The organism is Glutamicibacter sp. ZJUTW (assembly GCF_008370855.1).
GTDB lineage: Bacteria > Actinomycetota > Actinomycetes > Actinomycetales > Micrococcaceae > Glutamicibacter > Glutamicibacter nicotianae.
The window spans coordinates 2011333-2026808 of the sequence record NZ_CP043624.1 but is presented as its reverse complement, the minus strand read 5'-3'; the positions used below and the strand labels follow the sequence as shown (position 1 = coordinate 2026808).

13 protein-coding genes are annotated in these 15476 nt (G+C 60.7%); 7 read left to right on the top strand and 6 right to left on the bottom strand.

Annotated elements, in window-relative coordinates:
* Genes F0M17_RS09535 through tkt form a run of 3 tightly spaced genes read right to left on the bottom strand, consistent with a single transcriptional unit; the run spans nt 1 to nt 4812 of the window.
* Nucleotides 1–1575, bottom strand: coding sequence for a glucose-6-phosphate isomerase (locus tag F0M17_RS09535; protein ID WP_121866942.1), 1575 nt, complete (start codon nt 1573–1575; stop codon nt 1–3).
* The gene (gene tal, locus F0M17_RS09530; RefSeq protein WP_149597016.1) at nt 1576–2679 is read right to left on the bottom strand and encodes a transaldolase; all 1104 of its coding nucleotides are present in this window, start codon (nt 2677–2679) and stop codon (nt 1576–1578) included. It abuts the gene before it with no gap.
* A gap of 18 nt (nt 2680–2697) precedes the next feature.
* Nucleotides 2698–4812, bottom strand: a complete 2115-nt coding sequence (gene tkt, locus F0M17_RS09525) for a transketolase (protein ID WP_149597015.1) — start codon at nt 4810–4812, stop codon at nt 2698–2700.
* An 802-nt stretch (nt 4813–5614) separates the two neighbouring features.
* Between tkt and F0M17_RS09520 the strand changes: the two genes are divergently transcribed.
* Nucleotides 5615–6562, top strand: coding sequence for a heme o synthase (locus F0M17_RS09520; RefSeq protein WP_052253674.1), 948 nt, complete (start codon nt 5615–5617; stop codon nt 6560–6562).
* Nucleotides 6563–7373: 811 nt separating this feature from the next.
* Here the strand turns inward: F0M17_RS09520 and F0M17_RS09515 are convergent.
* From F0M17_RS09515 to F0M17_RS09505, 3 genes are read right to left on the bottom strand one after another with little or no spacing between them, the layout of a single operon-like run.
* Nucleotides 7374–8312 (bottom strand): heme A synthase, encoded by a 939-nt coding sequence (locus tag F0M17_RS09515; protein ID WP_073706106.1) that lies wholly within the window; start codon nt 8310–8312, stop codon nt 7374–7376.
* 30 nt (nt 8313–8342) lie between these two features.
* Entirely contained in the window at nt 8343–9107 is a 765-nt protein-coding gene (locus tag F0M17_RS09510; RefSeq protein WP_149597014.1) for an ABC transporter permease, read from the bottom strand.
* Entirely contained in the window at nt 9104–10057 is a 954-nt protein-coding gene (locus F0M17_RS09505; RefSeq protein WP_149597013.1) for an ABC transporter ATP-binding protein, read from the bottom strand. The genes F0M17_RS09510 and F0M17_RS09505 overlap by 4 nt, the downstream gene beginning before the upstream one ends.
* A 190-nt stretch (nt 10058–10247) precedes the next feature.
* Here F0M17_RS09505 and F0M17_RS09500 point away from each other — a divergent pair, with 190 nt between their 5' ends.
* From F0M17_RS09500 to F0M17_RS09475, 6 genes are all read left to right on the top strand, one after another.
* The gene (locus tag F0M17_RS09500; protein WP_038990786.1) at nt 10248–11033 is read left to right on the top strand and encodes a metalloregulator ArsR/SmtB family transcription factor; all 786 of its coding nucleotides are present in this window, start codon (nt 10248–10250) and stop codon (nt 11031–11033) included.
* Nucleotides 11030–12490 (top strand): Fe-S cluster assembly protein SufB, encoded by a 1461-nt coding sequence (gene sufB, locus F0M17_RS09495; RefSeq protein WP_038990787.1) that lies wholly within the window; start codon nt 11030–11032, stop codon nt 12488–12490. Before F0M17_RS09500 ends, sufB begins: the two co-directional genes overlap by 4 nt.
* A gap of 2 nt (nt 12491–12492) precedes the next feature.
* On the top strand, nt 12493–13773 hold the full coding sequence (gene sufD, locus F0M17_RS09490; protein ID WP_083515452.1) for a Fe-S cluster assembly protein SufD: 1281 nt from the start codon (nt 12493–12495) through the stop codon (nt 13771–13773).
* A 61-nt stretch (nt 13774–13834) separates the two neighbouring features.
* Nucleotides 13835–14593, top strand: a complete 759-nt coding sequence (gene sufC, locus F0M17_RS09485) for a Fe-S cluster assembly ATPase SufC (RefSeq protein WP_038990788.1) — start codon at nt 13835–13837, stop codon at nt 14591–14593.
* A 10-nt stretch (nt 14594–14603) separates the two neighbouring features.
* Nucleotides 14604–14948: a metal-sulfur cluster assembly factor gene (locus F0M17_RS09480; RefSeq protein ID WP_038990789.1), complete on the top strand. Its 345-nt coding sequence runs from the start codon at nt 14604–14606 to the stop codon at nt 14946–14948.
* Between the two features lie 183 nt (nt 14949–15131).
* Nucleotides 15132–15476 (top strand): metal-sulfur cluster assembly factor, encoded by a 345-nt coding sequence (locus F0M17_RS09475; protein ID WP_038990859.1) that lies wholly within the window; start codon nt 15132–15134, stop codon nt 15474–15476.

The following is a 15476-nucleotide window of genomic DNA, read 5'->3' as shown; positions in this document are numbered from 1 at the left end:
TTACTTCGCTGCCTCTAGCAGGGCGGCGATTCCCGCCGCGCGGTCCGTGAGGTTCACGCGCAGCACCGGACGGTTGTGCTCGGCGTCGGCCAGCACCGCGCCGTCGCCGATCGCCTGGGCGGTGATCAGCCCGCCGAAGGTGTACGGACGGCCAGGAATCTCAAGGTCTTCCTGGTGATCCGCGGTGACCTGCAGGAACACGCCCTGTGCCGGGCCGCCCTTGTGGTACTGGCCGGTGGAGTGCAAGAAGCGCGGGCCCCAGCCGAAGGTGACCGGACGGCCGGTCTTCTCAGCCAGAGCATCGCGCAGCGCTTCGAGCTGCTGGTCGGCGGTGCGATCCAGGTAGGCCTGGATGGCGAGGTAGCCATCGTCCGGCAGCTGCGCGGTGAGCGCATCCAGGGCTGCTTCCAGGTTCGCGGCCTCGGTGCCGTAGAGCTCGACCGGGCCGTCCACGGCATCCGGTGCGCTCTGCGCCGGCGCTTCGAGCATGGAACGCGCGGCCACCTTCGCGGCCTCGACATCCGGCTGGTCGAACGGGCTGATGCCCAGCAGGTAGCCGGCCACGGCGGTGGCGTACTCGAAGATCATGAACGCGGTGCCCAGCGGCGCGCTGAAGTGCACGGCGGTGGAGTCCTCGTCGATTTCCTCCGGCAGCTGCTCGTAGATGAACAGCGGCAGCACATCCTGCGCAGGGTTCTGCAGCTCGGGCGCATCCACATGGGCGGCAACCGGCAGCACGCCCTTGCCGTCCTTGCCGGTGGATTCGGCGATCAGCTGCTCGGCCCAGTCGCCGAAGCCCGGCAGGGCATCGCCCACGCAGGCGATGAGCAGCTTGTCGCGGCCGGCGGTGGCCATGGCCGCCCCCAGGTGCAGCGCGAGGTTGTCCTCGTCGTCCATTGCCAGCACGTCGTTGATCAGTCCGGATTCTTCCACCAGCGCTTCGATGTCGGCGCCGGCCAGGCCCGAGGGAACCAGGCCGAAGGCGGTCAGCGCCGAGTAGCGGCCGCCCACATTCGGGTCGGCGTTGAAGACCGCGCGCACTCCATCCGGGTTGTCCATCGGCGAACCCGGGTCGGTCACCAGCACCAGGCGGGTGGCCGGGTCGATGCCGGCCGCCTCGAAGGCTGCGGTGAACGCACGGCGCTGCGAATCGGTCTCCACCGTGGAGCCGGACTTGGAGGCGACCACCACGACGGTGTGCTCCAGATCGGTTTCCACGATGCCCTTGACCATCGACGGATCGGTGGTGTCGCAGATGACCAGGTCCACCTCGTCGTGCGCGGTGATGACCTCAGGGGCCAGCGAGGATCCGCCCATGCCGCACAGCACGATGCGGGTCAGTCCCTCCTCCTGCAGCTCGTCGCGCAGATCCAGGATCTGCGGGATCAGCTTGCCGGCCGCCTCGAAGGGGTTGACCCAACCCAGGCGGATGGAGGATTCGGCCTCGGCCGCCGGACCCCAGATGGTGGGATCCTGCGCGGCAATGCGGCTGCCGATTTTCGCGTCGATCAGCTGCGGCAGCAGCGCATCGACGGAGGCCAGAGCCTGTCCGGAAGTTACCAGGCCAAGTTCCATCTATTTGGCTCCCTTCAGGGCCTCGGCCATGTCCTGGAGCAGCTCGTTCCAGGCGACGTCGAACTTCTGCACGCCCTCGACCTCAAGCAGGTTCACGACCTCGTTGTAGTCGATGCCCAGGGCGGCGAGCTTGTCCAGCACGCGGTTGGCGGCATCGTAGCCGCCGGCGATTGCGTTGCCGCGGATCTCGGCTTCGGCCGCGGTGGCGTCCAGGGTCTTCTCCGGCATGGTGTTCACCGTCTGCGGGGCGACCAGTTCGGTCACGTACAGGGTCGATGGGTAGGCGGGGTCCTTCACGCCGGTCGAAGCCCACAGCGGACGCTGGACGTTGGCGCCGGCGGCGCTAAGCACCTCGTAGCGGGCCGAAGCGAAGGACTCCTCGAAGACCTGGTAGGCCAGGCGGGCGTTGGCCACGCCGGCCTGCCCGCGCACGGCGGCCGCGGCTTCTGTGCCGATGGCATCCAGGCGCTTGTCGATCTCGGTGTCCACGCGGGAGACGAAGAAGGACGCGACCGAGTGGATCTTGGACAGGTCCAGGCCGGCGGCATGGGCCTTCTCCAGACCCAGCAGGTAGGCGTTGATGACCTCGCGGTAGCGTTCCAGCGAGAAGATCAGGGTCACGTTCACCGAAATGCCGGCGGCAATGGTTTCGGTGATGGCTTCCAGGCCTTCGATGGTGGCAGGGATCTTGATCAGCACGTTTTCACGGTTCACGCGCTCGTACAAGGCCTTCGCCTGGGCGATGGTCGGTGCGGTCTCGTGCGCCAGGCGGGGGTCCACCTCGATGGACACGCGGCCGTCGAAGCCGTTGGAGGACTCGTAGATGCCCTTGAACAGGTCGCAAGCCGCTGCCACGTCGTCGCTGGTGATTTCCGTGATCGCGTCCTCGACGGAGCGGTGCTTCTGCTCGGCGATCGCCTCGCCGTACACCTCTGCCTTGGACAGCGACGCGGCGAAGATTGCCGGGTTGGTGGTGACGCCGACGACGTTCTTCTCTTCGATCAGCTTGGCCAGGGAGCCGCTGGTCAGGCGCTCGCGCGAAAGGTCGTCCAGCCAGATGGAGACGCCGGCGTCGGACAGGGCCTGAGTATTCGGGTTGCTCATGATATGTACTTCAGTTCCTTAATTGGCAGCGTTGTTGATGGAGGTTTCGGCGGCAGCGATCACTGCCTCGGTGGTGATGCCGAATTCCGAGTACAGCTTCTTGTAGTCGGCGGACGCGCCGAAGTGGTCCAGCGAGATGATTTCGCCGTGGGCGCCAACCAGTTCGCGCCAGCCCTGGGCCACGCCGGCCTCCACCGAAACGCGGGCGGTGATCGCTGCCGGAAGGACCTCTTCGCGGTAGGCGGCATCCTGCTTGGCGAACCATTCCAGCGACGGCAGCGAGACGACGCGCGCCGCGATGTCCTTGGCCGCCAGCGCTTCGCGGGCCTCGACGGCGAGCTCGACCTCGGAGCCGGTGGCCAGCAGGATGACATCCGGCGTGGTCTCGGCGCCGTCGCGCACGGCCTCGGCCAGGATGTAGCCGCCCTTCAGCGTGCCTTCGGCGCCGCGGAAGCCGGTGGCCGAACGGTCGTAGATCGGCAGGTTCTGGCGCGAGAGCACGATGCCCGATGGGGTGGTGGACAGTTCCAGCATTCCGCGCCAGGCGTAGGCGACCTCGTTGGCATCCGCCGGGCGGACAACGTCGAAGTTCGGGATGATGCGCAGCGAGGCAAGCTGCTCCACCGGCTGGTGGGTCGGGCCGTCTTCGCCCAGGCCGATGGAGTCGTGGGTCCAGACGAAGATCGACGGGACGCCCATCAGCGCGGCCAGGCGGATGGCCGGACGCTGGTAGTCGGAGAAGATCAGGAAGGTGCCGGAGAACGCGCGGGTCGGGCTGGAGAGCACGATGCCGTTGACGATCGACGCGGCGGCGTGCTCGCGGATGCCGAAGTGCAGCACACGGCCGTACGGGCTGGCCGACCAGGAATCGGTGGAGCGGCGCTCGGGAGCGAAGGACTTCGCGGTCTCGATGGTGGTGTTGTTCGAACCGGCCAGGTCGGCGGAGCCGCCCCAGAGTTCTGGCAGCTCATCGGCGATCGCGTTGATGACCTTGCCCGACGCGGCGCGGGTGGCCATGGTGGAACCAGGCTCGAAGGTAGGAAGCTTCTCGGTCCAGCCTTCTGGCAGCTCGCCAGCCTGCAGGCGTTCCAGCAGGGCGGCCTCTTCCGGGTTTGCAGATTTCCAGGCGTTGAAGGTCTCGTTCCACGAGGCGTGCAGCTGCGCTCCGCGGGTTGCGACTTCGCGGGCGTGGGCCAGCACGTCATCCTCGATCTGGAAGTTCTTCTCCGGGTCGAAGCCCAGCACCTTCTTCAGGCCGGCAACTTCCTCGGCACCCAGCTTCGAGCCGTGGATGCCGCCGGTGTTCTGCTTGGTTGGCGATGGCCAGCCGATGATGGTGCGCAGCGAGATGATCGACGGGCGCGAGGTCTCGGCCTTGGCGGCGCGGATGGCGGCGTCCAGTGCGGCCATGTCCTCGACGTATTCGCCGGTGGCGGTCCAGTCAACGCGCTGGGTGTGCCAGCCGTAGGACTCGTAGCGGCCCAGCACGTCCTCGGTGAAGGCGATGTCGGTGTCGTTCTCGATGGAGATCTTGTTGTCATCGTAGATCACCACGAGGTTGCCCAGTTCCTGGTGGCCGGCCAGCGAGGAAGCTTCGGAGGTGACGCCTTCCTGCAGGTCGCCATCGGAAGCGATGACGTAGACAGTGTGGTCGAAGGGGCTGGTTCCGGCTTCGGAGGCTGGATCCAGCAGGCCGCGCATGCGGCGCTGGGCGTAGGCGAAGCCAACGGCGGAGGCCAGGCCCTGGCCCAGTGGGCCGGTGGTGATCTCGACGCCGGCGGTGTGGCCGTACTCAGGGTGGCCAGGGGTCTTCGCGCCCCAGGTGCGCAGCGCTTCGATGTCTTGCATTTCCAAGCCGTAGCCGGAGAGGAACAGCTGCAGGTACAGGGTCAGCGAGGTGTGGCCTGGGGAAAGCACGAAACGGTCGCGGCCGATCCAGTTCGGATCCTTCGGGTCGTGGCGCAGGTGCTTCTGGAAAATCAAGTAGGCGGCAGGAGCCAAGCTCATTGCGGTACCGGGGTGGCCATTGCCAACCCTTTCGACGGCGTCGGCTGCCAGGACACGGGTGGTGTCGATGGCCTTACGGTCCAACTCGGTCAGTGAGAATTCTTCAACTAAGGATTCAGTCGCCACAGCGGCGTTCCTTCCATTCAGGCTTGGACGGGAGATGCCTCCCGCTGACACGCAATACGCCGTCGCCTCCCCATGCCTCCGATATTGCTTAAGTTAGAGGAATGCAGGTCGCGACGGCGCAATCTGAGTCAACTCTATCGCGAAACGGCGCCTTCGGGCGCTGGATTTAGCAAGATGACACATAATTATTCGGTTTGCGCAGGGGTGCGACCCGATGTGACCTTTCATGCCTTGGCCTGAGCCAAGCGCTCAGTCATTCTGCGCAATGGTGCCCAGGTCGTTGCAGGTGTGTCCCGGATGGCTGTGTACCCGGAGTTGCTGACGCGTTGCCCTGGGGAGGTATACAAAAAATGAATCTTGTTTCCAGGTTGCTTACCGCTTGTGGAATTTGTCCTGGTGCTGCGGGTGCCAAGAATATCTGACGTCTATTAAAGGCCGAGGTCCTGTGGCCGCTGCCTCGGAGGCTGCCGCCTGTGCAAGTGGCCGGTGCGTGAACGGGCGGGGCTCTTGGCCCCCGCCTGCTGAACTGGAGGTAATCGCAGTTTTGAGTGAAGGACCGGCCCGGATAGCCGATTCGAACGCCGGAGATCGATCTGAGCACCCATCGGGTGCGGCGCTTGGTATGTAGCCGGTTTGGGCATTGCAACTATTTAAATTGAGCCAAATCACCCTTTTTGAATGTGATCCTCTCCGTGGGGAGTTTCAATCAATTTCTATCCAGCGTAGAATGAATGTGTCTGTCTTGTACCCGTGAAGAACTGAGTGCGTTTAATTGAAGACTCAAAGTGTCGCCGCAGCATCAGTGCCACGCGCATCGCGTCAGCCTGATGAAACTGCCGGCGACTTTCTGAAGCGCAAGGCCAATGCGTATGTGGCGTTGACGAAGCCTCGCGTTATCGAGTTGCTGCTAGTGAGCACCCTTCCGACCATGATCTTTGCCGAGCGGGGCTTTCCTTCCGTCTGGCTGATGATTTCCACCCTCGTTGGTGGAGCTATGGCCGCAGGCGCATCCGGAGCATTCAACTGCTATATCGATCGCGATATGGACAAGTTGATGAAGCGTACCAAGGGGCGCCCTTTGGTGACTGGTGACCTGACCCCGAAGGAAGCCTTGGTCTTCTCTTGGGCCCTGGCAATCGCATCCTTGGTGATTCTCTGGGTTGGCACGAATCCGCTGACGACCGCGTTGGGCCTGGCGGCCATTCTGCTCTACGTGGTGTTCTACACTTTGATCCTCAAGCGCCGGACGGCTCAGAATATTGTGTGGGGTGGCATCGCCGGCTGCATGCCAGTACTGATCGCTTGGGCTGCGGTGACCAACACAATTGAGTGGCCAGCGATCATCCTGTTCCTGGTGATCTTCCTCTGGACACCGCCGCATTACTGGCCGCTGTCCATGAAGTACGCGGATGACTACAACGCGGCTTCGGTGCCAATGCTTGGCGCGATCGCCAACGCCCGCCGCGTTTCGGTGCAGGTCGTGCTTTATGCCTGGGCCACCGTCGTTTGCTCGATGCTGTTGGTTCCACTGGGTGGCGCCGGCATCGTGTATACCGCAATCGCGGGCGGCGCAGGTTTGTGGTTCGTCTACGAGTCTCACGTGCTTTACCGCGAGGCGCAGAACGACCACAAGCCGGCTGAGATCAACCGCAAGGCCATGAAGGTCTTCCACATCTCCATCACCTACTTGTCGATCGTGTTCTTGGCATTGGCCATTGATCCGTTCGTGGGCAGCCCGCTGTTCGGCTGAGTTCAACTCCGCAACGAAGCTTCACAAGCGCCTTGCTTGGAACCCAAATTCGTTTGGATTCCAAGCAAGGCGCTTTTCTTTAGCTTATGCACGCCGGTCTCTAGAGCATTGGATGCATCTGGGCCATTCATTCAACCGGAGCAGAAACTGGGTCCTTTGATAATTCTGGCTTAGGCAACGCAACTCCCGGTTGTGCCTGTCCAGCACCAAAGAAGTCATTACCCGCCATTCACTGGCGGGCTGCCGATCTCTATGCGCTCGGTTCCAAAACGGACAGTGATGAATGCGGCACGGAACTTGCTGCAACCTTTGATCTCCTGGAGGGTAACTCCGTTGCGGGAGCTCGTATTCTCTGTTTGCGGCGATGATCAACAGCGGATTGCTGGATACCCGTCGCTCGATGAACTCACCGCCAGAGGCACGTGATTTCTCTGAAGTCCATCAAGCTATCAGGCGAGAAATGTGGCAACGTCATGGTAGCGGTATAGGTTATCGAAGACGGCGAGGCTTTGGCAGCAGAGCGCTGTGAAAAAGAAGGACGGGAGCGGCAAGTCGAGGATGGCGTGCCGTTGCCGGTTTGATGAAGCGAGAATGCAGTTGCAAGCTGATTCGAATTGCCAGGGGCACCAGCTTGCTTTCGATGGCGGAGATCTTGGGTGCGGGTCGTTTGCTGAGCGGAGCTGCCTACCTATAGGACTCACTGGATTGATGGGGTCGTAGACCTCGGAACAACAAGAAGATAGTTAAAGCGATTCGGGGGTTGCCGTGCACTTTGAGTGCAGGGCAACCCCCGAAACGTTTAAGCAGAATGCTATGAAGCGATGACCCTGTATCCCGGAAGGATAGCGGCCCGGTCCCAGACGTTTGCAGAAGCTGAGAGCAACAAGCTGGCGCCGAGCATGTGAGAGAGAACCAGGGCAACCGGCAGGCCATTGAAGTGCTGGATGTATCCGATCGCTGCCTGAATCGCGATAGCGGCCACGAGCCACCAAATGGCGTTGCGAAGCTGGCTGTTTCCGCCCTGCTTGTAGGCCAGGATGAGAACAACAACGGTGGCGGCGACCAGCAAGTACACCGGAGCCGTGTGCAGCCGGGTCACGAATAGTGGATCGAACAGGTGACGAGGAGCATCGGCATCACCAGCGTGCGGTCCGGTGCCTGTTACGACAGTTCCGAACGCGACAGCGAGCAGCGAGAAGATCCATGCGGCAAATGAAATCTGGCCGATGGACTTGGTGCTCCGCGGAATCTCCCGGCTTTTCAGTTCCTTGGCCGTACGGTTGACCTGGAACGTGGCCATGATGACCAGAGCCCCGGAAATCAGGAAATGCACCGACACAACCCAGGCATTCAGGCCAGTCCATACGGTGATGGCGCCGACAAGGGCCTGAAGTGCGATGCCGGCGAGCAAGCCGACGGCCAGTTTGTACAAGGTACGGTGCGTCGGGCGCATCTTCCAGATGGAGACCAGGAAGGCAACGGCGATAACCAGCAGGACGAAGGTCAGCAGCCGGTTGCCGAACTCGATGATGCCGTGGATACCCATTTCCGGAACAGGAGTCATCGAGCCGGGGACGCAGTTGGGCCAATGTGAGCAACCGAGTCCCGACTCGGTAAGCCTTACGGCCCCTCCGGTGACGATAATGCCAATCTGCGAGATCAAGGATGCGATCGCCAGACCATGCACGAGGCGGTTTACCTTCGTGGGCAACTTATCGGCCCAGCTCTGTTTGGCTTGGACTGAAGTCAAGGAAATCTCCCTCTTGGAATTGAGTGGTGGTTAGCTCCATTTGAACAGCTTGATGGCTGCAAAGGAGCCGGCTGCTGTCCAGAGGATCAAGAAGATCAGTCCAGCGATGCTGAACTGGCCATGGATGAGGGCATCGCGCATGGCATCGCCCAGCGCTGCCGAAGGCAGTGCATTCAGCGTCGGCTGTGCCCAATCTGGGGCCATGCTCAAGGGATACAGGACACCGCCGGCTCCGGCCAGCAGGATCCAGGCAAGGTTGGTGATGGCCAACGTCGCTTCAGGGCGAACGGTGCCAGCAATGAGCAGGCCCAGCGCGGTAAACGCCGCTGCACCCAAGAGCAGGAAGAGGATACCCGGGAGGATTCCCCAGGGGTTCGGATGCCAATCCAGGAACAGCAGCGCGACTGAGCAGATCAAGACGACCTGGATCAACAAGACGGACAGCACTGCAATGACTTTGCCGAAAATCAGTCCGGTTTTCCCCAATGGGGTCGTTGAGAACATGGTCAGCACGCTGTAGCGGCGGTCAAAACCTGTCCCGATTCCCTGTCCGGTGAAAGCCGTTGAAATGACGCACAGGGCGAGCACGCCGGGTACAGCTGCATCAATGCTTCGGTCGGCCACGTCATTGACGAGATCGGTGAGGGTAAGCACGAACAGCGCAATGAGCGGCATGACAACAGCGAGAATGAGTTGCTCGCCATTGCTGAGCATCTGGATGGATTCGTATCTGCCTTGGTTCAGGATTCTGCGCAGTGGCGAGGCAGCATTGGAGCGCGTGAGTGCTTGGCTCATGCTTTTTCCTCCTTGATCGCGATTTCGAGGAAAACGTCTTCGAGGCTTCGAGACTGGAGATTAAGCTCGATTGGCAAGATGCTTTCCTTCAGCCACCACTGCGTGAGCCAGTTCAAGTGTTCGGGGGAGTTGACCCCGTCGAGGCGGTACTGGCCGGAGGCGGTTTCTTCCAGACGCAATCCTGCCGGCGGTTCAGGCAGACGCAGGCCAGCTGGGGCCGAGAAAGAGACCGGGCGGGTGTCCGGGTCTTCGGCAGCGCGGGCAGTCAGCTCTGCAACGGTGCCCTGCGCCACGGTGCAGCCCTTGTCGATGATGTAGACATAGTCGCTGAGGCGTTGTGCGTCGTCCATGAGATGGGTCGTCAAGATGATGGCCTTGCCAGCATCGCGAAGTTCGGCAATGAGGTCGAAAACCACCTGGCGCGACTGCGGGTCCAATCCGGCGCTTGGCTCATCGAGGAAAAGCACTTCCGGATCTCCGGCCAACGCGACTGCCAATGCGACGCGCTGTTTTTGGCCGCCGGATAGACGCCGGATCGTGCGGGTGCCGAATGACTCGAGATCAAGGCGTGTGATTAACGCATCAATGTCAATGGGCTTCTGATAGAGGGAAGCGACATGCCGCAAGAGCGGAATCGGGCGCATTGACGGAGGCAAACCGCCATCCTGGAGCATGACTCCGACGCGGGAGCGCAATTCGGGGTTGTCGCCGAAGGGATTCTGGCCCAGGAGTTCGACTGTGCCGCCTTCGGGCTGAAGCAGCCCCTGGGCACAGGCCAGAGTCGTGGACTTGCCGGCTCCGTTAGCTCCTAAAAGCGTGGTGACCTGACCGGGAAAAGCTTTTAGGGACACCGACTCCAGGACTCGCAGCATGCGATTGTCCAAGGCGGGGACTGGACCTAAATCTTTGGCCAGCTCGTTGATGACGAGGCTGGGGGATACAGAAGACACTAGAACATTCTACGACATGTCGAACTGGCTGAGTTGAGTGGTTGGTCACCAAGCCTCGAGTTCCGCTTAAGGGGGCGAGACAATGGAAGTGCAAGAGGTTTGAGGCAGGCAACGCCGTAGTCGGGCTAGCTTGCCCTTAGTAAGTCCTTCCTTACTAGACCTAGAGTAAAAATTTACGCATGATTGTGTTGTGTATTCATCAAATTCAGAATCAGCTAGTGGCTCCGCTGCCGCGACGGTTGGCGCAGTTGGGGATACCGAGGAGCGCACGCGTGACCGCGTCCTATACGCAGTATTAGAGGACGGACCGGTCAGTGCCGCCGAGCTTGGAAACAAGCTGGGCTTCACGCCTGCTGCGGTCCGCCGCCACCTGGACGCGCTCTCGAAATCGGGACTCGTCGAGGTAAAACTGGTAGCCAACCAGAAGACCGGTGCTGGACGCCCGTCTCGCCGCTACGTGCTTTCGCACCGCGGTCAGACGAAGCTGGGCAACGACTACTTGGAGATCGCTTCCGATGCATTGAAGATGCTCGGGGATGCGGCTGGCGAGGACGCGATTCGCAAGTTTGCGCGTAATCGATTCGCATCCATGGAGGAGCGGTACGCCAAAGCACTGGTCGGCGTTGAAGGTTTGGAAGCACGAGCCGAAGTGTTGGGCAACCTGCTCAGTGCCGATGGATTCGTCGGATACACCCGAAAAGTGGATACCAAAGTGGCATCTGCTCTGATGCATAGCGTGCAGCTATGCCAGGGGCACTGCCCGATACAAGACTTGGCACGAGAGTTTCCGGTGTTTTGCGACATGGAAACTGAAATGTTCGCCCGCTTGCTGGGCGTCGACGTTCGACGACTGTCGACACTGGCCGGCGGAGGACACGTGTGCACGACCCACATCCCTGTGGGGCGTGAAAAGGCGCCAATGCGCGCCGAGAAGAGAACTCGAATTCAGTTCACGAAGCAGGAGAGGCCGCGATGACGGATCAGATTGCACAGGAGTCTGCCGACCCGGGTGTAATTTCCGAGATTCTGGAGAAGAACCCCGAACTCCACGGAATCGGCAATTACGAGTACGGCTGGTCAGATAAGAACGACGCGGGTGCAAATGCGCGCCGTGGAGTTGACAAGGACGTAGTGGCGAATATTTCTGCCCTGAAGTCCGAGCCAGAATGGATGCTGGAGCGTCGCCAGAAGGCGCTGAAGTACTTCGATCGCAAGCCAATGCCTACCTGGGGTCCAGACCTCTCGGGTATTGATTTCGACAACATCAAGTACTTCGTGCGTTCCACCGAGAAGCAGGCAACGTCGTGGGAAGATCTTCCAGAAGACATCAAGAACACCTACGACAAACTGGGCATCCCCGAGGCTGAAAAGCAGCGCCTGGTTTCCGGTGTTGCCGCCCAGTACGAGTCCGAGGTCGTCTACCACCAGCTGCGTGAGGACCTTGAAGCACAGGGCGTCATCTTCCTTGACACCGATACCGGTCTGAAGGAACACCCGGAGATCTTCCAGGAGTACTTCGGCTCGGTCATTCCAGCAGGCGACAACAAGTTCGCTTCGCTGAACACCGCCGTATGGTCCGGCGGCTCGTTCGTGTACGTCCCGAAGGGCGTCCACGTGGAAATCCCGCTGCAGGCTTACTTCCGTATCAACACGGAAAACATGGGCCAGTTCGAACGTACCCTGATCATCGCCGATGAGGGCTCGTACGTGCACTACATCGAGGGTTGCACCGCGCCGATCTACCAGTCGGACTCGCTGCACTCGGCTGTTGTGGAAATCATCGTGAAGAAGAACGCCCGCGTTCGCTACACGACGATCCAGAACTGGTCCAACAACGTGTACAACCTGGTGACCAAGCGTGCTATCTGTGAAGAAGGCGCCACCATGGAATGGGTCGATGGCAACATCGGCTCAAAGGTCACCATGAAGTACCCGGCTGTCTACCTGGTGGGCGAGCACGCCAAGGGCGAGACCCTGTCCATCGCCTTCGCCGGCGAAGGCCAGCACCAGGACACCGGATCCAAGATGGTCCACATTGCACCGAACACCTCCTCGGCAATTGTTGCCAAGTCGGTAGCCCGCAATGGCGGCCGTTCTGCCTACCGCGGCCTGGTACAGGTCCAGGAAGGCGCCAAGGGCACCAAGAACTCGGTGGTCTGCGACGCATTGCTGGTTGACCAGATCTCGCGTTCGGATACCTATCCATACATCGACGTCCGCGAGGACGACGTGACCATGGGCCACGAGGCAACGGTTTCCCGCGTGTCCGAGGAACAGCTGTTCTACCTGCAGTCCCGCGGCCTGGCCGAGGACGAGGCCATGGCAATGATCGTGCGCGGCTTCGTCGAGCCAATTGCACGCGAGCTGCCGATGGAGTACGCGCTGGAACTGAACCGCCTTATTGAACTTCAGATGGAAGGATCGGTCGGCTAAGAATGTCGGAGACCACCACCCATATCCCAGAAGAGAAGGCGCGCATCGGCGCACCATCGATTCCTGGTTTCACCGAAGAGGGCGAAGACCTTTCGCCGATCAACGACAACGGCGGCTCGCCGCTGGCTGGCGCCTCCACCAAGGCGCACAGCCATGGCGGCGGCGTTGGCGTTCCGGATTCGTCGCGTGCTGGTCGACTGACCAGCACCAACGTTGATGATTTCGCCAAGCTGACCGGCCGTGAAGAGGACTGGCGCTTCACCCCGCTCAAGCGCCTCAAGGGCCTGCATACCGATGAGCTCACCGGCGCAGCTCCGAAGATCGAGCTGACCGGCAACGACATCGCCAAGCTGTCGGTTGTTGCGGCTGACGATGCCCTGAACGGCGTTGCGCACACCCCGGATGACCGCGTGTCGGCAAACGCCTGGAAGTACGCTTCCGAGACCCACGTGGTTACCATCCCGAAGAATGCCGAGGGTGCCAAGGCAACTCTGCGCATCACCGGCGAGTCGCTGGCAGCGGCAGCCCAGCACGTGATCGTTGTCGCCGAGGAGAACTCCGAAGCTACCGTCGTGCTGGATCACGTAGGTTCGGCAGTGCTGGCCCAGAACGTCGAGTTCGACGTCCAGGCCAACGCACGCCTGACCGTGATCTCGCTGCAGGCTTGGGAAGATGACGCAGTCCACGCGTCCTCGCAGCAGGCACTGGTTGCAGCTGGCGCTTCCTTCAAGCACATCGCCGTGTCCTTCGGTGGCGACCTGGTTCGTGTGAACCCATCGGCCCGCTTCACTGGCGAACGCGCTGAGATCGAGCTCTACGGCCTGTACTTCGCTGATGCCGGCCAGCACCTGGAGCACCGCCTGTTCGTTGACCACGCTGTGGCCAACTGCAAGTCGAACGTGCTGTACAAGGGTGCATTGCAGGGCAAGGACGCGCACACCGTCTGGGTTGGCGATGTGCTGATCCAGAAGGCTGCTGTGGGCACCGACTCCTACGAAGCCAACCGCAACCTGGTTCTGACCGATGGCGCCCGCGCCGATTCGGTTCCAAACCTGGAAATCGAAACCGGCTTGATCGATGGTGCTGGCCACGCATCGACCACCGGCCGCTTCGACGACGAGCACCTCTTCTACTTGATGGCTCGCGGTATCGATGAAAAGACCGCTCGCCGCCTGGTAGTGCGCGGATTCCTGAACGAAATTGTTCAGCAGATTGGCGATGAGGCTCTGCAGGAGCGTCTGACCGAAACCATCGAAGAAGAATTGGCTGCAACTAGCAACTAGCTAGTGCCTGCTTCACCAGCTTTTTAGCCTTAGCGCTTTTTAGAAAGAAACGGAACGACGTATGTCTACTCTGGAAATCAAGGACCTGCACGTCTCGATTGACACCGAGCAGGGCGAGAAGGAAATTCTCAAGGGTGTAACCCTGACCATCAAGACCGGCGAAACCCACGCAATCATGGGCCCCAACGGCTCGGGCAAGTCGACCCTGGCATCGACCATCGCTGGCCACCCGCGCTACAACGTCACCTCCGGCTCCATCACCCTCGACGGTGAAGATGTCCTGGAGATGAGCGTTGACGAGCGTGCAAAGGCTGGACTGTTCCTGGCTATGCAGTACCCGGTAGAGGTGCCAGGCGTAACCATGACCAACTTCCTGCGTACCGCAAAAACCGCAATCGACGGCGAAGCTCCTAAGCTGCGTACCTGGACCAAGGACGTCAAGGAAGCGATGACCAAGCTGAAGATCGATGCCGACTTCGCGCAGCGCAACGTGAACGAAGGCTTCTCCGGTGGTGAGAAGAAGCGTGTCGAAATCCTGCAGCTGGAACTGTTCAAGCCTAAGTTCGCAGTGCTGGACGAGACCGACTCAGGCCTGGATGTCGACGCTCTGAAGGTTGTCTCCGAGGGCGTCAACCGCGCGCAGGCCGAGAACGAGATGGGCACCCTGCTGATCACCCACTACACCCGCATTCTGCGCTACATCAAGCCAGAGTTCGTGCACGTGTTCGTTGACGGCAAGGTAGCCGAAGAGGGCGGCCCAGAGCTGGCTGACCGTCTGGAAGAAGAAGGCTACGACCGTTACCTGAACGTCAAGGCCTAAGGGTACAGTCATGAGCGAATCGACCGAACAGAGCACGGGAGCCGCTACGACTCCTCTGGAAGACGTTGAGGAAGCGCTCAAGGACGTCATTGACCCGGAATTGGGTGTCAACATTGTCGACCTGGGCTTGCTATATGGCCTGAAGTACGCTGATGACGGTGTGCTTTTGCTGGACCTCACGTTGACCACTGCCGCCTGCCCGCTCACCGATATCATCGAAGAGCAGGTTGCCAAGGCGCTGGAGAGCGTTGTAGACGACCACCGTCTGAACTGGGTCTGGATGCCGCCTTGGGGTCCAGAACGAATCACCGATGACGGTCGCGATCAGATGCGAGCCCTGGGCTTCAACATCTAATCACGCCTGAAGAGAACAGAACCGCGTATCACCGAAAGGGTACGCGGTTTTGTTCGTTAATGCTGAGCCTCTGCTGTATTCGCCCTGAGCATCCTGCTGAAAGGGTCGAAAAATCAGAAAAACGTGCGTAAAGTTGCGTTTAATTAAATTAGGCATACCTCTAGGAGGATTGAGATGTCCAGCATGACTGGAACAGCACCAGATGCGAGTGCCCACGCAGCACGTCCGCTAGGAGAAATCGAAGAGGCGCTCAAGGACGTAATTGACCCCGAGCTGGGAGTCAATATCGTTGATTTGGGCCTGCTCTACGGGTTGCGTTTTAGCGACGACTCCGTTCTGGACATTGACCTGACATTGACAACTCCTGCGTGCCCGCTGACCGAGATTCTTGAAGCGCAGATCGATGAAGCACTGAAAGATCTCGTCGATAATCACATTATTACCTGGGTTTGGACGCCGCCGTGGGGTCCGGAGCGCATCACCGATGATGGTCGGGATCAAATGAGAGCGCTAGGGTTCAATATCTAA